This window comes from Magnetospirillum sp. 15-1 (genome assembly GCF_900184795.1).
Classification (GTDB): domain Bacteria; phylum Pseudomonadota; class Alphaproteobacteria; order Rhodospirillales; family Magnetospirillaceae; genus Phaeospirillum.
The window spans coordinates 484,197-505,571 of sequence record NZ_FXXN01000027.1 but is presented as its reverse complement, the minus strand read 5'-3'; the positions used below and the strand labels follow the sequence as shown (position 1 = coordinate 505,571).

Here is a 21,375-nt window from a genome sequence, read left to right as displayed (position 1 = left end):
GGTGTTCTTGGTGTCTTGGTGGTGAATCATCGCATCCGCCTCCCGACGGTGACGAACGGGCCAAGAGGACCCGCCATTCCACTCACAGCCCCAGAACCTCGCGCAAGCCCTCCACCACCCGCTCCACGTCGGCCTCGGTCATGGCGGCCGAGAGCGGCAGCGACAGGCAGCGGCGGTAGTATTCCTCTGCCCCCGGAAGGCTGATCTCGCCCAGCAGATCGCGGTAATAGGGCAGCTTATGCATGGGGATGTAATTGACCTGGGTACCGATGCCCCTGGCCCGCAGGGCATTCATCACCTGGGCCCGCGTGGTGCCGCAGACGTCATAGTCGATCAGCGCCACCGACAGGTGCCAGACCGCCTCGCCACCCGACAGGGTGATGGGCTTCACCTTGGGAGCCAGCGGGGCCAGCTTCTCCCGGTAGTGCCGCACCAGGCGGCGCCGCGTCTCGGCGAAGCGGGGCAGCTTGTTCAACTGGCTCAGGCCCAGGGCGCACTGGATGTCCGAGGCCCGGTAGTTGAAGCCCAGCGCCTGCATTTCGTAGTACCAGGGATTGGCAGCGCCCTCGGCGTCGAACCCGCCTTCCGCGTCCACGAAGACCGAGGCATCCCGCGTGATGCCATGGCTGCGGAACAGCCGCAGCTTCGTCGCCAGTTCACCGTCGTTGGTGGTGATCGCCCCGCCCTCGCCCATGGCGATGGTCTTGGCCGGGTGGAAGGAAAAGACGTTCATGTCGCCGTGGCGGCAATCGCCGATCACCGTGCCGTCGGCGGCATTGGTGCCGAGCGCGTGGCAGCAATCCTCGACGATGGCAAGGCCATGGCGCCGCGCCACCGCCGCCAGTCCCGGCATGTCCGCCGACTGGCCGTTGAGATGGACCGGCAACACGGCCTTGAAGCGCTTGCCCGGATGGGCGGCGATGGCCGCCTCCAAATCCCCGACGCGCATCAGGCCGCTGTCCGGGTCGACGTCGGTCAACACCACCTCGGCCCCCACATAGCGGGCGCAATTGCCGGTGGCGGCGAAGGTCTGGGCGGGAACCAGCACCGCGTCACCCGGCCCCAGCCCCAGCGCCAGGACCGCCAGATGCAGGGCGGCGGTGCCGTTGGCGCAGACCACGGCGTGCCGCGCTCCCACGATGCGGGCCAGGGCGTCCTCGAAGGCGGCGACGGCCGGGCCGGTGGTCAGGATGTCGCCGCGCATCACCGCCGCCACGGCGGCGATATCGTCCTCGTCCACCACATGGCGGCAATAGGGGAGAAAAGCCTCTTGGGTCACAGTTCGAGCCCCGACAGCATGGAATGGAGCCGGGGCCCGTCCATCCAGTCGGTGTTGTTGTCCGAGCCGTAGCGGAAATCGTCGGGCACCACCTTGGCGCCGGCATCGATCAGGTGCTCGGTGGTCCAGAAGGCGAAGACCGGCTGGATGATGTAGCGGTCGGGCAATTCCACCGTGTTGCGGGCGTAATCCTCGGTGATCATCACCTCGTGAATCTTCTCGCCCGGCCGGATGCCGATGATCTTGTGCGGCAGGCCCGGCCCCATGGCCTCGGCCAGATCGGTCATGCGCATGGAGGGAATCTTGGGGATATAGGTCTCGCCGCCCTGCATCTTGTCCAGGCAGGACAGCACGAAGTCGACGCCCTGCTCCAGGGTGATCCAGAAGCGGGTCATGCGGGCGTCGGTGATGGGCAGTTCGATGGCGCCGGCCTGGATCAGCTTGTGGAAGAACGGCACGACCGAACCGCGCGAGCCCACCACGTTGCCGTAGCGCACCACCGCGAACTTGGAGCCCACCGAGCCCGACAGATTGTTGGCGGCGACGAAAATCTTGTCCGACGCCAGCTTGGTGGCGCCATAGAGGTTGATGGGGCTCATGGCCTTGTCGGTGGACAGCGCGATGACGTGGCCAACCTTGTTGGCCAGCGCCGCCTGCACCACGTTCTCGGCACCCAGGATATTGGTACGGACGAATTCGAACGGATTGTACTCGGCCGCCGGGACCTGCTTCAGGGCGGCGGCGTGCACCACCACGTCCACCTCGCGCATGGCCATCTGCAGGCGTTCACGGTCGCGGACGTCACCCAGGAAGTAACGCAGGCAGCGATGCTGGGCCGGGTCGAACATCTGGGCCATCTCGAACTGCTTCAGCTCATCGCGCGAGAAGATGATCAGGCGATGGGGGTTGTAGCGCTCCAGCACCGTCTTTACGAACTTCTTGCCGAACGAGCCGGTACCGCCGGTGACCAGGATGGACTTGCCTTCGAGATCAAGGTCGATGTCGTAGTACTTGGACGCGGTCAAGGCATCACTCCTTCGGCGGCAACATTTGCTGGGCGGATCATGGCATGCGGTCCCCGTCTCCACAAGAACGGGCAAGGCGGAAGGTTCCCACTCCGTCCTCCTCCCCCTCCAGCACGAATCCGCAGCGCAGAAAGATGCGCCAACTGGCGGGATTCGTTCGCCTGACCTGGGCGACCAGTTCGGGACGCCCGTCGCCGGGAAACGCCGCCGCGATGCTGCCGGCCAGCACGTCCGCCGCCAGACCGCGTCCACGCGCCGAGGGGGCGAGGTTGATGCTGACCTCCCAGGCGCCGTCGTCCTCGCGGTCGAAGCGCACCATGCCGAGCTTCTCCCCCGCCTGCTCGGCCATCAGCAGGATATAATCCGGGCTGGCGAGCACACGGGCGATCCAGGCGAAGTGAACCGCCTCCTCCACCGCCGCCCCGGTCAGGGAACTGGCGATGGTGGCCGGATCGTTGCGCCAGACCAGCAGGTCGGGCGCATCGCCGCTCTCGGCCCTACGGAACTCCATTTGCCCTGCCCTCCGACCCGCCTATACTGGAGCGACGAGTCTAGCCAGTTTTCCAGTCATGGTCACGCCCACCATCTGTTTTCGCGCCGACGCTTCCGCCGCCATCGGCACCGGCCACGTCACGCGCTGCCTTACCCTGGCCGACGAAGTGTCGCGGCGGGGCGCCCTATGCCTGTTCGTCGCGGCGGCGGGAACCCGCGAACTCGTGCCGTCGCTGCCCTATCCGGTCCTGCCGCCCGAACGCCTGCCCTTCGGCGCCGCCCTGGTGGTGGTCGACCATTACGGCATCGACGCGGCGGAGGAAGCCCGCATCCGAAGCATGAGCCGGGCGGTGATGGTCATGGATGACCTGCCCATCCGGCGCCATCATTGCGACCTGCTGCTCGACCAGACCTTCGGGCGCCGGGCGGAGGAATACCGCGATCTGGCGCCCCACAACAGCATCGTGCTGGCCGGCTCCGAATATGCCCTGCTGCGGCCGCAATTCGCCGCCGCCCGCCCGGCCGCCCTGGCGCGGCGCGACGGGTCCTTGCGCCGCCTTCTGGTCAGCCTGGGCGGCACCGATCCCGACAACGTCACCGGGGCGGTGCTGGAGGCCATCGCCGGCTCGGACCTGGCCATCGACGTGGTGATGGGCGCCAAGGCCCCTCACCTGGAGGCGGTGCGTGCCCAGGCCGCCACCCTGCCCCGCGCCGCCGTGCACGTGGGCGTCTCGGACATGGCCGGGCTGATGGCCGGGGCCGACCTCGCCATCGGCGCCGGCGGAACCTCCACCTGGGAACGCTGCTGCCTGGGCCTGCCCACCCTGATGCTGGTCATCGCCGACAATCAGCGCGACGTGGCCCGTCTGGTGGCCGAAAGCGGCGCCGCCCGCCTGATCGCCGTGACGGACCTGCCCGCCGCCCTGGCCGTTTCCCCCGGTGATCTGCGGGCCATGTCGTCCGCCACCGCCCGATTGTGCGACGGCCGGGGCGCCGCCCGCGTCGCCGACGCCCTTCGCCGCCTGCCGTCCCTGAAAGGCCTTGCCCCATGACCGAGATTTCCATCGCCGGCCGCCCCATCGGCCCCGATCATCCGCCGTTCGTCATCGCCGAGATGTCGGCCAACCATAACGGCGACCTGGGCCGCGCCATGGCGCTGCTGGAGGCCGCCGCGAGCGCCGGGGCCGACGCGGTCAAACTGCAGACCCTGAAGCCCGATTCCATCACCATCGATTGCGACCGCCCCGATTTCGTCATCGAGGGCGGCCCGTGGGCCGGGCGTAAGCTGTTCGATCTTTACGCCGAGGCCCAGACGCCCTGGGACTGGCACCCCAAGCTGTTCGAGCGGGGCAGGGAACTGGGGCTGATCGTCTTTTCCTCGCCCTTCGACAAGGCGGCGGTGGATTTCCTGGCCGGACTGGATGCCCCGGCCTTCAAGATCGCCAGTTTCGAGATGGCCGACCCCGGCCTGGTGTCCCACGCGGCGGCCAAGGGCAAGCCGATCATCGTGTCCACCGGCATGGCGGGCCTGGGCGACATCGCCGCCACGGTGGAGACGGTGCGCCGGGCCGGCAACGACCAGCTGGTGCTGCTCCACTGCATCAGTTCCTACCCGGCGCCCACCGAGGATTCCAACCTCGCCACCATCCCCCACATGGCCCAGGCCTTCGGCGTGCCGGTGGGCCTGTCCGACCACACCCGGGGCACGGCGGTGGCGGTGGCGGCGGTGGCGCTGGGCGCCTGCGTGGTCGAGAAGCACTTCACGCTGCGCCGCGCCGATGGCGGGCTGGATTCCCACTTCTCGCTGGAGCCCGAGGAACTGGCCCAACTGGTCCGCGACTGCCGCGCCGCCTGGACGGCGCGCGGGCGCATCTCGTACGCCCTGGCCGACTGCGAACAGGGCTCCAGGGCCTTCCGCCGCTCGCTCTATGTGGTCGAGGACCTGCACCCCGGCGAGACCATCACCGAGGATAAGGTGCGCTCCATCCGCCCGGGCTACGGGCTGGAGCCGAAGTTTCTGCCGGAAATCCTGGGACGCAAGGCACGCAAAATGGTGCCGCGCGGCACCGCCTTCGACTGGTCGATGATCGAATAAGGAGGAAAGGGGCGCGGCTCAGTGCCCGCAGGAACAGCCGCCGCCGCCGCAATCCTCGTCCTTTTCCGGCGGCAGGTCGCCGACCCGGAAGATGGCGCCGGGATAGATGCGGGCCACCCGGCCGTCATGGGTGGCCTCGACGCAGTTGCGGCCCTCGTCGTCGGTGATCATTTCCATGCCGATGCCGCCCTGCTCGATGGCGGCCACCACGTCGCCGTCGGAGATATCGAACGCCTTGGCGATGGAGCCGATCAGGGCGGCGATCTCGTCGAACATCTCGCGGTTTTCCATGAGCGGGGCTCCTTGATCCGGGTCAGAGCCCCGCTCTATAGCATCGTGCCGCCAGGAAATGCCAGCCTCAGGCGTTGGCGAGCGCCTCCTTGCGGCTTTCGATCACCTTGTCGGCGACGCGGCCGCTGATTTCCTGCAGGTGGTCGAACTTCCACGAGAAGGTTCCCACCCCCATGGTCAGCGAGCGCAGTTCGACGATCAGATCGTCCATTTCCGCCTGGGGCAGATAGGCCGAGACGGCATCCCAGCCCTGCCAGCCGTCCTTGGCGTCATAGCCGAGAATCTGGCCGCGCCGGCCCGAGACGATGCGCTGGGCCTTGGCGGTGAAGTCGGAGGGCACCGAGATTTCCACCGCCAGGACGGGTTCCAGCAGCACCGGCTCGCACAGGGGCATGCCTTCGCTCATGGCGATGCGGGCCGCCGCCTTGAAGGCCATGTCCGAACTGTCCACCGCGTGGTAGCTGCCCGAGGTCAGCGTCACCTGCAGGTCGACCACCGGGAAGCCGAACGGCCCCTGATGAAGGAAGTCGGCGACGCCTTCCTCCACCGAGGGAATGTACTGGCGCGGCACCACGCCGCCGACGATCTTGTCGACGAAATGAAAGCCCGAGCCCCTGGGCAGCGGCGCGATATCAATGTGGATGTCGCCGAACTGGCCGTGGCCGCCCGACTGCTTCTTGTGGCGGCCATGCACCGAGGTGGATTTGCGGATGGTCTCCTTGTAGGGAACCGTCGGCTTTTTTGTCACCACGCCCATGTTGAAGCGGCTTTTCAGGCGGTCGATGGCCACCTGCAGGTGAATCTCGCCCTGGCCGCGCAGCACCTGCTCGCCGAACTCGCCGTGTTCGAGCGACAGCGAGGGGTCCTCCTCGGCCAGCTTGGCGATGGCGCCGGTCAGCTTGACGTCGTCGCCCTTCTTCTCGGCAGCCAGCGCGAAGGCGAACAGCGGCGGCAACGGCTGGGGCCAGGCCGCCATCCCCGCGTCGGCGGCACCGCCGATCACCATGCCGGTGGTCACCGGGTCGAGACGGCCGAAGGCGCAGACCTCGCCCGCTCCCACCTTGGCGACCTTGGTGGGCGTGCCGCCGGTCATGACATAAAGGCCGCCGATACGCCCCACCTCCAGGGATTGGTTGTCGGCGAACTCGCCCCGCCAGACGCGCGCAAAGCTGAGCTTGCCGGTGTGGGCGGCATGCACCGTCTTGAACACCTGGGCCATGGGGGCGCCATCCGCCTTGATGCCCAGCCGGGCGGCGGTGGCGGCGGGGCCGGGGCTGTCGTGGCGCAGCGCCTTCAAAAGGCGGTGGATGCCGCCGTCATTCTCGGCCGAACCGAAGAACACCGGTACGATCAGGTCGTCGGCCAGATCCTTGCCCAGGTCGGTATAGACCTCGTCGGTGGGCGGCTGGATGTCCTCCAGCAACTCCTCCATCAGGTGGTCGTCGAAATCGGCCAGATGCTCCAGCATCTCCTGGCGCGCCGCGCTTTCCTCACCCTTGAGGGCGTCGGGAATCTTGATCACCGCCGAGGACTGGCCGGGGCGGTACTTGTAGGCCCGCTCGCTGACCAGATCGATATAGCCGGTGACCGCGTCGCCCTCACGGATGGGGATCTCGCGCATGACCAGGGGGCGGTCGGACACCGCCTGCAGCGCCTCGAGCGTCTCCCTGAGCCGTGTCCCGGCCGTGTCGATCTTGTTGACGAACAGCAGGTGGGGGACCTTGTGCTCGTCCAGGAACTTCAGCACCGGGGCGACCATCACGGCGCGTGCCGGATCGGGCTCGCACACCACCACCGCCACGTCGGCGACCATCAGGGCGGCGTAGGAATCCTGCTGGAACTCCACCGAGCCGGGGCAATCGATGAAGGTCCACTTCTCGCCCAGATATTCGGCGCTGGCGATATTGGGCTCGACGCTCATCAGGCGGGCGCGGGCCTCGGGACTGGAATCTCCCGTGGTGGTGCCGTCCTTGATACGGCCCTGGCGCTGGGTGGCGCCGCAGGCGAACAGCATGGCTTCGAGCAGACTGGTCTTGCCGCCGGCGAACGGCCCGACCAGGGCACAGGCGCGCGGCGAGGAAGGAGACTTGGACGTCATGGACCCTCCGGAATTTCTCGGTTTGGCCGATTTCTCGGCGAGGCCGGTTTCTCGGTTTGCCTGGGCGCCGGAACCCCCCGCGCCCAGCCCCACCATGGTTTCAGTCAAAGCGGCCCCTGGCAACAGGAAATGGGCCTCGCCCGCCACAAGGCTGCACTGCTTGCGTCTTGGTTGATTCGCCGCGGGCGTGGTTTACTGGAGCAACCGCTCCGGGGAAGGGAAAACCATGACCGATACCATCCACGTCAAGATCAGCGGCGCCATCGCCACCGTGATGCTGTGCCGGCCCGAACTGCACAACGCGCTGGACGAGCAGATGGTCGGCAACCTCGCCCAGACCTTCCAGAAGCTGTCCGTCGCCGAGGCGGTGCGCGTCGTGGTGATCGAGGGTCAGGGGCCCAGCTTCTGCGCCGGCGGCGACATCGGCTGGACGCGGGCCATGCTGGACCAGGACGCCGAGGAGGTCAGCCGCAGCGCCATGCAGATGGCGGTGATGCTGGACGCCATCGACCGCTGCGCCAAGCCGGTGGTCGCCAAGGTCCAGGGCGCCGCCCTGGGCATGGGGGCGGGCATCGTCTCCGTTTCCGACATGGTGGTCGCCGCCGACGAGGCCAGCTTTTCGCTGCCCGAGGTGCGGGCCGGCTTCTCGCCCACCCTGATCATGCCGCACATCGCCGCCGCCATCGGTACGCGGGCCATGCGCCGCTACGTGCTGTCGGGCGAACGCTTCGACGCCCGCGAGGCGCTGCGCCTCGGCCTGATCCACGCGGTGGTCGCCGCCGACAAGCTGGACGCCGCCCGCGACCTGATGGTCGACGCCTGCCTGAAGGGCGCCCCCAAGGCCCAGGCCGCCGCCAAGGACATGTTGCGCGTGGTCGACGACAGCCCGGCCGGTCCCGACCTGATGCGCTACACCGTGGCCCAGTTCGTCGACGCCCGCGCCGGCGCCGAATGCCGCGAGGGCGTCACCGCGCTCACCGAAAAGAGAAAGCCGAGTTGGAGCTGAACATGATCGCCGATTGCCTCGCGGGGCTGAAGGTCCTCGACCTGTCCATGTACATTCCCGGCCCGCTGGCCACCCTGTGGCTGTCCGACCTGGGCGCCGAGGTGATCAAGATAGAGAGCCCGGCCGGCGACCCCATGCGCACCATGGGACCGGTGGACGCGGACGGCACCACCGCCTTCTACAAGCTGGCCAACGCCAACAAGACCATCGTCAGCCTCGATCTCAAATCCGAGGACGGCAAGGTCCGCTTCGCCGAACTGGTCGCCGGGGCCGACGTGCTGCTGGAGGGCTTTCGCCCCGGCGTGATGGAACGCCTGGGTTTCGGCATCGAGCGCCTGCACCAGATCAATCCCCGGCTGGTCCATTGCGCCCTGTCGGGCTATGGCGGCACCGGCCCCTTCGCCACCCGGGCGGGGCACGACGTCACCTATCTGGCGGTCACCGGTCTGCTGGCGGCCAGCGGCCCGGCCGAGCGGCCCATCATGACCTTTCCGCCCCTGGCCGACCATGCCGGCGCCATGCTGGCGGTCAACTCCATCCTGGCGGCCCTGCTGAAGCGCTCGACCACCGGCCGGGGCACCACCATCGACATTTCGCTGGCCGAGGCGGCGCTGTCGTGGATGGGCGGCGTACTGACCATGGCGCACCGCTGGGGCGACCCCAAGCGCGAGCACGATCTGATCAACGGCGGCGCCGCCTTCTACCGCATCTATAAGACGCAAGACGGCCGCTTCGCCGCCATCGCGGCACTGGAGGAGAAGTTCTGGCAGTCGTTCTGCACCGCCCTGGGCAAGCCCGAATGGGTCGCCCGCCAGGCCGAGCCCCTGCCCCAGACCGCCCTGATCGCCGAGATGGAGGCGATGTTCGCCAGCCGCACCCTGGGCGAGTGGACCGCATTGCTCGAACCCGCCGACTGTACCTTCGAGCCGGTGCTGGAACCCCACGAAGTGGCCGGTCACCCCCACCATCAGGCCCGCGGCTTCACCCATGTCAGCGAACAGGGGCTGGTCGAGGTGCTGCTACCCGTGCTGATGGAAGGCGAGCGCCCCCGCCCCCGCCGGCCGCTCTGCGAGAAAGCGGCCGAAGCGGTGATCAGCGGATGGTCTTGATAGCACATCATTGGTAGAAATGACGACGGCGGGCCGGGAGGTCCGGTCCGCCGTCAAGGAGGAAATCGCATGATCAAGATGCGCTTTCTCCTGGTGCTCAGGTTACCGTGGCGGATTCGCATCCGCCTCGCTCTGACCCGAGGCTAGGGGCGGCTGACGGATGCAGCAACATCCGTCAGCTACCTCCCCTTACGCTAAACCATTGCGGTCAAAAAATCCAGAGCCGGCCGTACTGTCACGTCCTTGCCTTGAGCCAAGCCTTCAAATCCTCGGCCATACGGGCCAGGGGCGTGTCCCAATCGCCGGCCTTGGGCTGGCGGTAAAGGCGCAGGGTGGGATACCACGGGCTGTCGTCGCGGCCCTGCAGCCAGCGCCAGCAGCCGTCGAAGCGCGACAGCAGCCATACCGGCTTGCCCATGGCGGCGGCCAGATGGGCGGTGGAGGTGTCGACGCTGATCACCAGATCGAGGCCGCTGATCAGGGCGGCGGTATCGGCGAAATCGGTGATGCCGGCGGTCAGGTCTGCAACGCGCGGCTCGTCGCCGACCTGAAGGCCCTGCTTGCCCACCTGCAGGCTGACGAAGGAGGCGCCGTCCACCGCGAGGACCGGTTCCAGTTGCTTGAGCGTCAGCGAACGGCGACGATCGATCAGCAGGCATTCCACATCGTGTTCGCGGGAATCCCCGGCCCAGACCAGTCCGATGCGCGGCCCGGCCGGCAGCCCGGCCCGCAGGCGTCGGCTCCAGGGCTCCAGACGCTCGGCCGGCGGGACCAGATAGGGAATGGAAGCGGGAATGGTCTTCAAGGTGGTGCCGAAGGCCAGGGGCAGACTCATCATCGGCGCCTGCAGGTCGAAGGGCCCGGTCTCCTCGCCCACCGCCACCACCTTGGCGATGCCCGGCATCTCGCGCAGCAGCGAGACCAGGGCGGGCTGCACCTCCAGGATCACCCGCGCCCCGCGTGCCGCCGCCAGCGGAGCGAAGCGGACGAATTGCAGGGTATCGCCGAAGCCCTGCTCGGACCACAGCAGAAGGGTGCGCCCCTCCAGGTCCTCGCCCCGCCATTGCGGCGTGTCGGCATGGCGGGGAGGCTCCCGCCGCTTGCGATTGCCCCAGCGCGCCTCGTAGAGCGCCCAGCCTTCGGCGAACTCGCCCAGCATCAGGCGAGCGATGCCCCGGTGGAACGCGATGTCGTCGTTGCTGGGATCGGCTTCGCCCGCCGCGTCGAACTGTTCCTTGGCCTCTTGCATGCGGCCCTGGGCATAGAGGGCCTGACCGAGATTGGACAGCGGAATGGCCGCCCCCGGCGACAGCTCCACCACCCGGCGGGACAGCGCCTCGGCCTCCTCGACGCGCCCCAGACTGCCCAGCAGGGCCGCCCGGTTGGACATGACGATGGGGTCGTCGGGGCTGAGCCTCTCGGCGTTTTCATAGCACTCGGCGGCGCGATCCAGTTCCCCCTGTTCACGCAGCGCGTTGCCCAGGTTGTTCCATACCTCGGAGTGATCGTGCTCGCGGGCCAGCAGGGTCTGGTAGAGAGCCACCGCCTCGGGCAGGCGGCGCATCTCGTTCATGGCATTGGCCGCCTCGAACAGGTGCGCCACCCCGGCGCCCTCGATGCCGGCCAGCCGCAGGTAGGTCTCGGCGGAACGCTCGTCGCGTCCCATGGCCCGCAACTGACGGGCCAGAATCAGCACGGCCGGCGGATAATTGGGGGCCAGATCGGCGGCGCGGGCCGCATGCTCCAGCGCCTCCCCGATCCGTCCGCGAGCCCGGATCACGTCGGCGGCCGCCACCAGGATGGGAGCGCTGTCGGGAGCCAGCCGCAACGCGCGGGCAACCGCGACATCGGCCTCCGAAGGACGGTCGGAGGCCAGCAGGGCACGCCCCAGATCGGCTTGCAGGCTGGCCTCGCCCGGACGCTCGGCCACGGCGCGGCGCAGCTTGTCCACCGCCTCGGCCGGACGGCCCAGGCGGTTCAGCACTCCGGCCATATTGGCCAGGGCCTCGACGAAATTGGGCCGCAGGGCCACCGCCTTGCGGTGGGATTCCAGGGCGTCGTCCAGACGGCCGGTCTGGGCCAGGGTGTTGCCCAGGCCGAACAGCGCCTCGGGAATCTCGGCGTTGAGCGCCAGGGCACGGCGGTAGGACGCTTCCGCCTCGGGCAACCGGCGGGTGCTGAACAGGGCGTTGCCCAGATTGACGTGGTAATCGGGAATCCGGTCGTTGGCGCGGATCGCCTCGCCGATCAGGTGGATGGCGAGGTCGAACTGGCCCAATTGGGAGCAGGCCACGCCCAACAGGTGGTTGGCGCCCTCGTCATAGGGATTGGCGACGAGAATTCGCTGGTAGATCTCCACGGCCTCCAGGAGCCTGCCCGCCTGATGGAGCTCGACTGCCTTGGCGAAATCATCGGCCAATGTGGTGTCCCCGCAATTGTTCCGGCCGAAACGATGGCACGGAGGGGACCGGAGAGGCAAGGCGGCAACGAGCGGAGTATTACGGAAAACCGAATGTGCGCATATGCAGACCTCCCGTTGTTGATCCCCGTCAAGCGGCTGTTATGATGCCCCCGCCAATTGGACTGGGATGATTATGCCAAACGGCAGAAGCAAGGGGGTTGCGTTGCGCGCCAGCACCAGCGTGGTGGTGATGGGGGCGCTTGCCGTGCTGTTCATCGTCGCCACGTTCAGTTCCATGGCCTGGCAACGCCGAAGCGACCTGATGCGCGACCGTCAGGCCAACACCGAACGGCTGGCCGATACCCTGGCCGAGCATACCAGCGGCATTTTCCGGCAGGCGGCACTGGTGCTGTCCCTGGTGGGCGAGCGCCTGGACCGCGAGTGGGGCATCGGCCCCCTTGATCCGGCCTTCGGGGGCTTCCTGTCCAGCACCCTGCGGCAGGCCCCCCAATTGGCCTCCATCCGGGTCGTGGCGCCCGACGGCAGCTTTCTCCACAGCTACCCCGAACGTCCGCCGGGAGGCCTTACGGTGGCGGACCGCGACTATGTTCAGGTTCATCGGCACCAGAACGTCGGCCTGTTCATCGGCAAGCCCACCATCAGCCGGGTCAACGGCCTGCCCGTGCTTCCGGTCAGTCAGGCCCATCGCGACCCGGACGGCCGGCTGGAGGCGGTGGTGGCGGTGACGATCCACCTGGATCAGCTCAACACCCTGTTCGATTCCGTCCGCCACAAGCCCAACGGCACCATCGCCCTGTTCGGTACCGACGGCACCTTGCTGGGCCGAGGGCCGGCCGACGAGTCCATGATCGGCAAGGATTTCTCGCAAGGCCCGCTGTTCAGGGACCATCTCGCCGCCGCCCCCACGGGCAGCTATGCCAGCGTGGTCGCCACCGACGGCCGGCTGCGGCAGGCCAGCTACCGCCGGCTGAGCAATCTTCCGGCGGTGATTTCGGTTTCCACCCTCTATGACGACACCATGGCGGAATGGCGCGACTACGCCACGACCCTGGCGATCATCGCCCTGCCGCTGACCCTGGCGGCGGCGGCCATCACCTGGGCCCTGTATCGGCAACTGGTCGAGCGCGAGCGTTTCGAGAGGCTGCTGGCCCGGCGCACCACCGATCTGGAATTGGCCAACGAGGAACTGCGCCACATGGCGGAGATTTCCGCCCATCACCTGCAGGAGCCGCTGCGCACCGTGCTGTCCTACGCCCAGCTTCTGGTGCGCAAGGCGGCCGGCGGCGAGGGCGGCGACCTGGGTGAATATCTGGGATTCATCCGTTCGGGCATCGAACGCATGCGGGCACAGCTCGACGCCCTGCAACGCTATCTGGGCGTGGCGCAATGCAGCCCGTATCAGCCGGTCTCGCTGTCGGGTATCGCGGCCGAAACCGTCAGTCTGCTGGAACCGCGCCTCAAGGCCGCCGGGGCCGTTATCAAGGCGGGGGAATTGCCTGAGATCATGGGTGACCGCCAGCATCTGGCCGGACTGTTCCACCACATGGTCTCGGCCATCCTGGCCCGGCGCCGCCCCGACGCCCGCCAGACCATCGGCATGAGTGCCGAGCGGGACGACGACATGTGGCACCTGACGGTCAGCGCCGACAACACCGATATCGATTTCGGCGAGAGCGAAACCTCGTTCCCGCTGATGAGCCCCGGCAGCACGCCGGGCAAGGACGGCAACCCGACCCTCAGCCTGGCGCTGTGCCGCAAGATCACCCAGATGCACGGCGGCCGCCTGTGGGCCGAAACCACCGGCGAGGGCCAGACCCGGCTGCACGTCCTGCTGCCGGCGGAATGACCCCTATTTGGCGGCCAGTTCCACCAGCCGGGTGGGCGATATCTCGCCGCTGGCCGAGGGCCGCAACAGGCGGGCGGCGGCGGAGCGTTCGGCCGGAGTGAAGGTGCCCAGCGCCTTCAGCGCCTCGGCCTTGAGCTTGTCTCCGCCGTCGAAGCCGTTGGCCGATACCGCGTACCAGCGCGCCGCCTCGGTCCTGGCGGCGTTTCCGCCCTCCATCTCGCGGATCAGGGCCAGCAACTGGGCCGAGGGAGCATGGCGGCGCCTGGCGGCGACTTCGGCCATGGCGGCGGCCTTGCCCACCAGATTCTGCATCTTGGCCATCTCCATGGCCGAGCGCTGGGCGGTCCGACACAACTGGGTCACGGCCTCGGTGCGGAACTCGCCGGGCGGCAGCGCCTCGGCACCGCCCAGCAGGCGGTCCATCCAGCCCAGGGATTCCGGATTGACCGGGCTGAAATCCTTCTGGGCGAAAGGCATGTTGGACAGCCGGTCGCGCCTTGTGGCCGGATCGGTCACCTTGGACAGCGACGCGAAGGCGGCGGCGGGATCGTCGGAGCGGATACGGGCGCCGTACAGCACCAGGGTGGCGGCGTCGCGCCGGGACGGCTCGGTCAGGGCGTCCACCTGGGGCTCCAGAATCGCCGCCAGGGTCAGCGCCCCCTTCCTCGCCTGGCCCATGGCCAGGGATTCCAGCGCCACCAGCCCGGATTCCAGCCGCGTATCGGCATCGGACAGCGCCTTGACCGCCGCCACCGCCTCGTCGGCGGTCGCCTCGGCCTCGGACAGGCGGCGTACGGTCATCAGGCCGGCGGCATGGGCCAGCAGACGGGCACGCAGCACCGGATCGGCCACCCGCGCCAGGGACAGGGCGGCGGTCGGGTCGCGCCGCGAGGTTTCCCCTTCGATGCGGTAGCGGGCGATGCTCTCGGTCATCTCGCGCACCAAAGCGGGGTCATCCACCGATTGCGGCTGTCCGGTCACCGCGGCCAGGCCGCGCAACCCCTCGCCGTCGTCAACGGCCTCCAACCCACCCAAGCCGGATTTGAGGAAGACCTCGGCCACCTTGGCGGCTTTCAGCTTCTCGGCCGACCAGAAGGCACCGGCCCCGCAGGGCACCAGGAACGACAGGGGTTCGCCCACCGTCGGCTTGCCGGCGAATACCTTGCGCACCGTGCCGCTGACCCGGCAGGCGGCACCGGACACGTCCACCCCCGCCACTTCCACCTGTACGTGGCTTTCGGCGGTCAACCGGCGGGCGACATAGTTGCGGGCCTCCATCGCCGCCCCGGCGGCCAGGGCCGAGGTGGACGACAACAGCAGCAGAACGAGCGGAACCGTGCGCTTCATGACCTCTCCCCAGGTAATCTCCGGGGCAGCCTAGCCCAGGCGGCCCGGCGGCGGCTTGACTTGCGTCATGTGTCGACGGCTTGGGATCACAGACCGAAGAAGCCGGCGATCTCGGACGCGGCGCAGATGCCGGCATTGGCCACGTAGGCGCCCTCACGGCCACAGCCGGCGGCGGGCGCCACCGGCGCGGCGTGGCCGAAGCCCGGCAGCAGCCGCAATTCCACCACCGTCTCGGCCTCGCCCCGTGTGGCGGTCCACACCGGATCGAAGGGCGGCGGATTGCGGTGGGTCTGGTCGCAGGCGGTAAAGGCCGGCAGGGCGGCGCCATGCAGCCCGGCCCACTGGCTGGCAATCTCCACCGCGTTGACGCAGGCCACCGTCTTGTCGGCATCGCCCTGCCAGATGGACAGGCGCGGCCACTTGGCGCGGGAGGGATGAAGGCGGGCGATTTCCTTGGCCCAGTCCTGGGGCTTGACCTCGGCCGGACCTTCCATGCAGCCGAAGGCGCGCCGCACCTCGGGGGTGGCGAAATAGGACCCGCCGGTCACCCCGCCGATCTGGGCGCAGCCCACCGGCAGGCCCGACAAGGAAGCCCCGGCGGCGAAGGCGTCGGGCAGGGCCGCCAGCAGCACCTGGGCCATGGCGCCGCCGGCCGACAGGCCGACCACGAAATTGTCGCCGCCGCCGATGCCATAGGTTTCCCGCGCCTTCAGCACGTCCTGGTACAGCCGGCCGGTGATGTTACGCTCGGTGGGCAGGCGCTGGTCGGCATCGAACCACCACATGCAATTGTTGCCGGGAACGCCCGAGACGGAATCCGTGAACTCGGCCACCAGCAGGGCGAAGCCCCGCTTTTCCGCCAGATCGCGCCAGCCGGTGTCCGTGGCGAAGGGAACGCCCTCCTGCTTGCAGCCGTGCAGCAGCAGGACCACCGGCCCCGGCCGCCCGCGGGCGGCGTCGGGAACATAGGCCTTCACCTCCAGGTTCCACCACCACACCTGGCTCCCGTCGGCATGCACACCCGATACCGACTGGAACTCGGTGGCGGCGGCAGGACCGGCCCACATCGCGAGAGCGGCCAACAGCAAGGCGCCGAGACGGGACAACATGCTTTGCACTCCTCAGGACAAGGACGTCAGGAACTCGACCGACGGTGCGAAGAAGGCGGCGCCGGTCACCGCGCGGGTGAAGTCCAGCAGCCGGTCGTGATGACCGTCGCCCGCCGACAGCACCATGCGCTCCAGCATCTTGCGGAACGGAAGCGGGCTGGCGCAGTAGGCGATGAAGTACAGGCCGTTTTCCGAGGTGGTGCCGTAGGGCATGGAATGGCGCAGCACTTCCAGCTCCCGGCCGTCCTCCTCGATCACCACGCGGGCGATGTGGGCCGACGGCGGCTTGACCTCGTCATCCATCTCCTCGTCGCTTTCCTTGGTGCGGCCGATGGCGGCCTCCTGATCGGCCAGCGACAGTCCTTCCCAGCGGGGCAGGTCATGGACGTAGCGTTGCAGCGAGACGAAGCTGCCGCCGGCGAAGGGACCGTCCTTGACCAGCGCCACCTCGGCCCGCTCGTCGCCCTCGGGGTTCTCGGTGCCGTCCACGAAACCGGTCAGGTCGCGCTTGCCCAGGTGGCGGAAGCCCATCACCTCCTCCACCACCCGCACGTGGGAGCCAAGGGCTCCCATCACCCGGCGGGCCAGCATCAGGTTGGCATCGACGCGGGGCGAGTGGATGTGAAGGAACAGGTCGGCGGGCGTGGCGGGCGCCTTGCGGCCGCCCTCGGCCAGCGGGGCGAAGGGCACCAGCCCATCTGGCAATTCCCGGCCGGTCAGTCGACCCCAGCACTCCGCCCCGATGGCCACCGAACTGAGCAGACCGGGCTCGTCCAACTGGGCCGCCAGGACCTCGGTCATATCGGGCAGCGCCGCCAGGACGCGGCGCACCGGCGCGACATCGCCATCGGCCAGGACCAGGGTGAGGAACAGGCCGAAATCGCCGCCTTCCGCGCAGATGGCCGATTGGGGCTGGGTCATGATGGAACCTCTTCGATGTCCACGTTGCCGATCCAGGTGCGACGGCGACGGGCGGTGCGATCCTGTTCGCTCTCGCCCTCGAAGTCCATAGCCGGAATGTCAGAGGGGAGATCGACCGGAGGCTCCATGACGGCGAGGTTGACCACGCCACGCAGGATGCCGTCGATTCCGGCAGTGACCGCCACCAGCACGCCGCAATGGGCGCACAGCAGGAAATCGGCGGTGCGCTGTCCGAAGCGGTAGCGGTTGAGCGATCCCGCCGCCGCCTCGATGCTCAGCCGCCCGGCGGGGTCGGTGGTGTAAAGCCCTCCGTGGCGGCGGCAGAAGCCGCAGCCGCAACGGCGGCCCGCCATGGGGCCGTCCGAGGCATAGGAAACACGAACCGCGCCACAGTGGCAGGAGCCGTGGACCTCGCCCATCGCCTCCTCCCCGCCCTAGGCGAAACGCCCAGTGTTAACCGAAGCGGGCCCCGGCCTAACCGAAGCGCACATCAACGATCTCGTAGGACTTGGAGCCGCCCGGCGCGGTGACCTCGACGGTGTCGCCCAGATGCTTGCCGATCAGGGCGCGGGCCAGCGGCGAGTGCACCGACATGCGCCCCGACTTGATGTCGGCTTCGTGGGCGCCGACGATGGTGTAGACCACCTCGTCGTCAGAATCCTCGTCGGCCAGGGTGACGGTGGCGCCGAAACGCACCTGATCGCCCGACAGGGTGGCGATGTCGATCACCTGGGCGCGGGAGATGATGTCCTCCAGCTCGGAGACCCGGCCCTCGATGAAACTCTGACGCTCGCGCGCCGCATGATACTCGGCGTTCTCGGACAGATCGCCGTGTTCACGCGCTTCGGCGATCGCCCGGATCACCGCCGGGCGCTCCACCGATTTCAGGGTCCTAAGCTCATCCTCCAGCTGGGCCAACCCAGCCGGAGTCATCGGTATCTTTTCCATCGGACGCCCGTGCTCCCCTGGTGGGGAAAACCCGTGGTTTTCCCCACAATCCATAAGACAGCGAGCCGATTCACCCTCTGCCCGGCGCCCCGGGCGTCGGGATCGGATCGCTAGAACGACCCTTTAAAGTACGATTGCAGCGGCGCCACATCAAGCGTGCCGCAACGCATAGCCTCGATGGCCTCGACCGCGGCCCGCGCCCCGGCCACCGTTGTGTAGTGGGGAATGTTGTTGGTCAGCGCCGTACGGCGAATGGAGAAGCTGTCCTTCACCGCCTGGCTGCCCTCGGTGGTGTTGACCACCAGCTGCACCTGGCCGTTCATCATGGCATCGACGCAGTGGGGACGGCCTTCCAGCACCTTGTTGACGATGGTGACGCCGGCCACGCCCCGATCCTTCAGATAGAAGGCGGTGCCGTCGGTGGCCATCACCTTGAAGCCCATCTCCAGCAGGCGCCGGGCGATCTCGACCATGGCCGGCTTGTCGCCGTCGCGCACCGAGATGAAGGCCCCGCCTTCGGTCGGCAGGTGGGTGCCGGCCCCAAGCTGGCTCTTGGCGAAGGCCCGCGCGAAGTCGGAATCGATGCCCATCACCTCGCCGGTGGACTTCATTTCCGGCCCGAGCAGGATGTCGACGCCGGGGAAGCGGGCGAAGGGGAACACCGCCTCCTTCACCGCCACGTGCTTGAGCTCGGGGCGGGTGGAGAGGCCGAACGAGGCCAGGGTCTCGCCGGCCATGACGCGGGCCGCGATCTTGGCGATGGGCACGCCGGTGGCCTTGGCGACGAAGGGCACCGTGCGGGACGCGCGCGGATTGACCTCCAGGATGTAGATGTCGCCGTCCTTGATGGCGTACTGGCAGTTCATCAGGCCGACCACGTTGAGCGCCTTGGCGAGAAGCGCCGTCTGGCGCTCCAGCTCGGTGACGGTGGCCTTGTCCAGCGAATAGGGCGGCAGCGAGCAGGCGGAATCGCCCGAATGGATGCCCGCCTCCTCGATGTGCTGCATGATGCCGGCGACATAGACCTGCTTGCCGTCGCACAGGGCGTCGACGTCCACCTCGATGGCGTCCTTCAGGTAGTAGTCGATCAGCACCGGATCGTCGCCCGACACCTTGACCGCCTCGTGCATGTAGCGCTCGAGGGCCTCGTGGTCGTAAACGATCTGCATGGCGCGGCCGCCCAGCACGAAGCTGGGGCGGATCACCACGGGATAGCCGATCTTCTCGGCCACCTTGATGGCCTCGTCCAGCGAGCGGGCGGTGCCGTTGGCCGGCTGCTTGAGGCCCAGATCGTGGAGCAGCTTCTGGAAGCGCTCGCGGTCCTCGGCCAGATCGATGGAATCCGGGCTGGTGCCCAGGATCGGAATGCCGGCCTGCTCCAGGGCGTGGGCCAGCTTCAAGGGCGTCTGGCCGCCGAACTGGACGATGCAGCCCAGGACCTTGCCGTTGGACTGCTCCTTGCGCACCAGATCGATCACCGTCTCGGCGGTCAGCGGCTCGAAGTACAGGCGGTCCGAGGTGTCGTAGTCGGTGGACACGGTTTCCGGATTGCAGTTGACCATGATGGTCTCCTTGCCGGCCTCGTCGAGGGCGTAGGCGGCATGGACGCAGCAATAGTCGAACTCGATACCCTGGCCGATGCGGTTGGGACCGCCGCCCAGGATGATCACCTTGGTCCGGTCCGACGGCGCGGCCTCGCATTCCGGCGGGTTGACGCCGTCGCCCTCGTAGCACGAGTACATATAGGCGGTGGACGACGGGAACTCGGCGGCGCAGGTATCGATGCGCTTGAACACCGGCTTGACGTTCAGCACCTCGCGGCGGAAAGCGGTCTCCACCAGCGACTTGCCCGACAGCTTGGCGAGGCGCTGATCCGAGAAGCCCATCTTCTTCAGACGCAGCAGGCCGGGAGCGTCGATGGGCAGGCCCTTGGCCTTGACCTCGGCCTCGGCCTCGACGATGCCCTTGAGCTGGGCCAGGAACCACTTGTCGTAGAAGCAGGCGGCGTGGACCTCGTCGATGGACAGCCCCAGACGGAAGGCCTGGCCGATGACCAGCAGACGGTCGTGGCGCGGCTGGGCCAGGGCCGACTTCACCGCGTCCTTCATGTCGCCGGCACCGGCGCCGGGAATCTCCACCTCGTCCAGACCGGTCAGGCCGGTCTCCATGCTCCTGAGGCCCTTCTGCAAGGATTCCTGGAAGGTGCGGCCGATGGCCATGGCCTCGCCCACCGACTTCATGGAGGTGGTCAGGTTGGGATCGGCACCGGGGAACTTCTCGAAGGTGAAGCGCGGAATCTTGGTGACCACGTAATCGATGGTCGGCTCGAACGACGCCGGGGTGCAGCCGGTGATGTCGTTGGTCAGTTCGTCGAGCGTGTAGCCCACCGCCAGCTTGGCCGCCACCTTGGCGATGGGGAAGCCGGTGGCCTTGGACGCCAGGGCCGACGAGCGCGACACGCGCGGATTCATCTCGATGACGGTCATGCGGCCGTCCTTGGGGTTGACCGCGAACTGCACGTTGGAGCCGCCGGTATCCACCCCGATCTCGCGCAGCACCGCCAGCGAGGCGTTGCGCATGATCTGGTATTCCTTGTCGGTCAGCGTCAGGGCCGGGGCGACGGTGATGGAATCACCGGTGTGCACGCCCATGGGGTCGACGTTCTCGATGGAGCAGATGATGATGCAGTTGTCCTTACGATCGCGGACAACCTCCATCTCGTATTCCTTCCAGCCGAGCACCGATTCCTCGACCAGGACCTCGTGCACGGGAGAGGCAGCCAGACCGCCCGAGACGATGTGCTCGTACTCCGCCACGTTGTAGGCGATACCGCCACCGGTGCCGGCCAGGGTGAAGCTGGGGCGGATGATGGCCGGCAGGCCGACGAAATCCAGGGCTTCCCGCGCTTCCTGCAGGGTCTTGACCATGCGGGACTTCGGGCTTTCCAGACCGATCTTGTCCATGGCGTCGCGGAACAGCAGCCGGTCCTCGGCCTTGGCGATGACGTCGCGCTTGGCGGCGATCATCTCGACGCCGAACTTCTCGAGGATGCCCATATCCGCCAGCTTCATGGCGGTGTTCAGAGCCGTCTGGCCGCCCATGGTGGGCAGCAGGGCGTCGGGACGCTCCTTCTCGATGATCTTGGCGACGATCTCGGGTGTGATGGGCTCGATGTAGGTGGCGTCGGCCAGACCGGGATCGGTCATGATGGTCGCCGGATTGGAGTTGACCAGGATGACCCGGTAGCCCTCGTCCTTCAGCGCCTTGCACGCCTGCACGCCGGAATAGTCGAACTCGCAGGCCTGGCCGATGACGATCGGACCGGCGCCGATGATGAGGATGGACTTGATGTCTGTACGTTTGGGCATCGTCTGGTTCCAGCGAATG

At 68.0% G+C, this 21,375-nt stretch carries 17 protein-coding genes; 5 read left to right on the top strand and 12 right to left on the bottom strand.

What is annotated here, in order from left to right:
• Positions 1–82: 82 nt before the first annotated feature.
• Genes pseC through CP958_RS20600 form a run of 3 tightly spaced genes read right to left on the bottom strand, consistent with a single transcriptional unit; the run spans position 83 to position 2,815 of the window.
• Positions 83–1,279, bottom strand: coding sequence for a UDP-4-amino-4,6-dideoxy-N-acetyl-beta-L-altrosamine transaminase (pseC, locus tag CP958_RS20610; RefSeq protein ID WP_096704058.1), 1,197 nt, complete (start codon positions 1,277–1,279; stop codon positions 83–85).
• Positions 1,276–2,304: a UDP-N-acetylglucosamine 4,6-dehydratase (inverting) gene (pseB, locus tag CP958_RS20605; RefSeq protein ID WP_096704057.1), complete on the bottom strand. Its 1,029-nt coding sequence runs from the start codon at positions 2,302–2,304 to the stop codon at positions 1,276–1,278. The genes pseC and pseB overlap by 4 nt, the downstream gene beginning before the upstream one ends.
• Before the next feature lie 37 nt (positions 2,305–2,341).
• Positions 2,342–2,815: a GNAT family N-acetyltransferase gene (locus CP958_RS20600; RefSeq protein WP_096704056.1), complete on the bottom strand. Its 474-nt coding sequence runs from the start codon at positions 2,813–2,815 to the stop codon at positions 2,342–2,344.
• 58 nt (positions 2,816–2,873) lie between these two features.
• Between CP958_RS20600 and pseG the strand changes: the two genes are divergently transcribed.
• Positions 2,874–3,848 carry a UDP-2,4-diacetamido-2,4,6-trideoxy-beta-L-altropyranose hydrolase gene (gene pseG, locus CP958_RS20595; protein WP_096704055.1) on the top strand — a complete coding sequence of 325 codons (975 nt, stop codon included), beginning with the start codon at positions 2,874–2,876 and terminating at the stop codon, positions 3,846–3,848.
• Positions 3,845–4,891, top strand: a complete 1,047-nt coding sequence (gene pseI / locus CP958_RS20590; protein WP_096704054.1) for a pseudaminic acid synthase — start codon at positions 3,845–3,847, stop codon at positions 4,889–4,891. Before pseG ends, pseI begins: the two co-directional genes overlap by 4 nt.
• Before the next feature lie 18 nt (positions 4,892–4,909).
• Here pseI and CP958_RS20585 read toward each other — a convergent pair whose 3' ends face one another.
• Both CP958_RS20585 and CP958_RS20580 read right to left on the bottom strand, forming a co-directional pair.
• Entirely contained in the window at positions 4,910–5,182 is a 273-nt protein-coding gene (locus CP958_RS20585) for a hypothetical protein (protein ID WP_096704053.1), read from the bottom strand.
• 67 nt (positions 5,183–5,249) lie between these two features.
• Positions 5,250–7,280 (bottom strand): elongation factor G, encoded by a 2,031-nt coding sequence (locus CP958_RS20580; RefSeq protein WP_096704052.1) that lies wholly within the window; start codon positions 7,278–7,280, stop codon positions 5,250–5,252.
• Positions 7,281–7,506: 226 nt separating this feature from the next.
• On the opposite strand from CP958_RS20580, the gene CP958_RS20575 reads away from it, so the two are divergent.
• Both CP958_RS20575 and CP958_RS20570 read left to right on the top strand, forming a co-directional pair.
• The gene (locus CP958_RS20575; protein ID WP_096704051.1) at positions 7,507–8,286 is read left to right on the top strand and encodes an enoyl-CoA hydratase-related protein; all 780 of its coding nucleotides are present in this window, start codon (positions 7,507–7,509) and stop codon (positions 8,284–8,286) included.
• 2 nt (positions 8,287–8,288) lie between these two features.
• The gene (locus CP958_RS20570) at positions 8,289–9,395 is read left to right on the top strand and encodes a CoA transferase (RefSeq protein WP_096704050.1); all 1,107 of its coding nucleotides are present in this window, start codon (positions 8,289–8,291) and stop codon (positions 9,393–9,395) included.
• A gap of 235 nt (positions 9,396–9,630) precedes the next feature.
• Here the strand turns inward: CP958_RS20570 and CP958_RS20565 are convergent, their stop codons facing one another.
• Complete coding sequence (locus CP958_RS20565; RefSeq protein WP_096704049.1) at positions 9,631–11,814, bottom strand: tetratricopeptide repeat protein; 2,184 nt, start codon at positions 11,812–11,814, stop codon at positions 9,631–9,633.
• Positions 11,815–12,019: 205 nt separating this feature from the next.
• Here CP958_RS20565 and CP958_RS20560 point away from each other — a divergent pair, with 205 nt between their 5' ends.
• Positions 12,020–13,663 carry a sensor histidine kinase gene (locus CP958_RS20560; RefSeq protein ID WP_170959046.1) on the top strand — a complete coding sequence of 548 codons (1,644 nt, stop codon included), beginning with the start codon at positions 12,020–12,022 and terminating at the stop codon, positions 13,661–13,663.
• Between the two features lie 3 nt (positions 13,664–13,666).
• On the opposite strand, the gene CP958_RS20555 is transcribed toward CP958_RS20560, so the two are convergent.
• From CP958_RS20555 to carB, 6 genes are all read right to left on the bottom strand, one after another.
• Entirely contained in the window at positions 13,667–15,010 is a 1,344-nt protein-coding gene (locus tag CP958_RS20555) for a hypothetical protein (protein WP_096704047.1), read from the bottom strand.
• A gap of 86 nt (positions 15,011–15,096) precedes the next feature.
• A complete protein-coding gene (locus CP958_RS20550) occupies positions 15,097–16,119 on the bottom strand; it encodes a PHB depolymerase family esterase (RefSeq protein WP_096704046.1) in 1,023 nt (340 codons plus the stop codon).
• A gap of 12 nt (positions 16,120–16,131) precedes the next feature.
• On the bottom strand, positions 16,132–17,040 hold the full coding sequence (locus CP958_RS20545; protein ID WP_096704045.1) for a Dyp-type peroxidase: 909 nt from the start codon (positions 17,038–17,040) through the stop codon (positions 16,132–16,134).
• The gene (locus CP958_RS20540) at positions 17,037–17,459 is read right to left on the bottom strand and encodes a hypothetical protein (protein ID WP_096704044.1); all 423 of its coding nucleotides are present in this window, start codon (positions 17,457–17,459) and stop codon (positions 17,037–17,039) included. Before CP958_RS20540 ends, CP958_RS20545 begins: the two co-directional genes overlap by 4 nt.
• Before the next feature lie 55 nt (positions 17,460–17,514).
• Positions 17,515–17,988 (bottom strand): transcription elongation factor GreA, encoded by a 474-nt coding sequence (gene greA / locus CP958_RS20535; protein ID WP_096704043.1) that lies wholly within the window; start codon positions 17,986–17,988, stop codon positions 17,515–17,517.
• A gap of 110 nt (positions 17,989–18,098) precedes the next feature.
• Entirely contained in the window at positions 18,099–21,356 is a 3,258-nt protein-coding gene (gene carB / locus CP958_RS20530; protein WP_096704042.1) for a carbamoyl-phosphate synthase large subunit, read from the bottom strand.
• Positions 21,357–21,375 lie beyond the last annotated feature (19 nt).

Coding starts and splice junctions, on each gene's coding strand:
- CP958_RS20600 (WP_096704056.1), bottom strand. CDS start 2,815: ATGGAGTTCCGTAGGGCCGAGAGCGGCGATGCGCCCGACCTGCTGGTC.
- pseG (WP_096704055.1), top strand. CDS start 2,874: ATGGTCACGCCCACCATCTGTTTTCGCGCCGACGCTTCCGCCGCCATC.
- pseI (WP_096704054.1), top strand. CDS start 3,845: ATGACCGAGATTTCCATCGCCGGCCGCCCCATCGGCCCCGATCATCCG.
- CP958_RS20585 (WP_096704053.1), bottom strand. CDS start 5,182: ATGGAAAACCGCGAGATGTTCGACGAGATCGCCGCCCTGATCGGCTCC.
- CP958_RS20580 (WP_096704052.1), bottom strand. CDS start 7,280: ATGACGTCCAAGTCTCCTTCCTCGCCGCGCGCCTGTGCCCTGGTCGGG.
- CP958_RS20575 (WP_096704051.1), top strand. CDS start 7,507: ATGACCGATACCATCCACGTCAAGATCAGCGGCGCCATCGCCACCGTG.
- CP958_RS20570 (WP_096704050.1), top strand. CDS start 8,289: ATGATCGCCGATTGCCTCGCGGGGCTGAAGGTCCTCGACCTGTCCATG.
- CP958_RS20555 (WP_096704047.1), bottom strand. CDS start 15,010: ATGAAGCGCACGGTTCCGCTCGTTCTGCTGCTGTTGTCGTCCACCTCG.
- CP958_RS20550 (WP_096704046.1), bottom strand. CDS start 16,119: ATGTTGTCCCGTCTCGGCGCCTTGCTGTTGGCCGCTCTCGCGATGTGG.
- CP958_RS20545 (WP_096704045.1), bottom strand. CDS start 17,040: ATGACCCAGCCCCAATCGGCCATCTGCGCGGAAGGCGGCGATTTCGGC.
- CP958_RS20540 (WP_096704044.1), bottom strand. CDS start 17,459: ATGGGCGAGGTCCACGGCTCCTGCCACTGTGGCGCGGTTCGTGTTTCC.
- greA (WP_096704043.1), bottom strand. CDS start 17,988: ATGGAAAAGATACCGATGACTCCGGCTGGGTTGGCCCAGCTGGAGGAT.
- carB (WP_096704042.1), bottom strand. CDS start 21,356: ATGCCCAAACGTACAGACATCAAGTCCATCCTCATCATCGGCGCCGGT.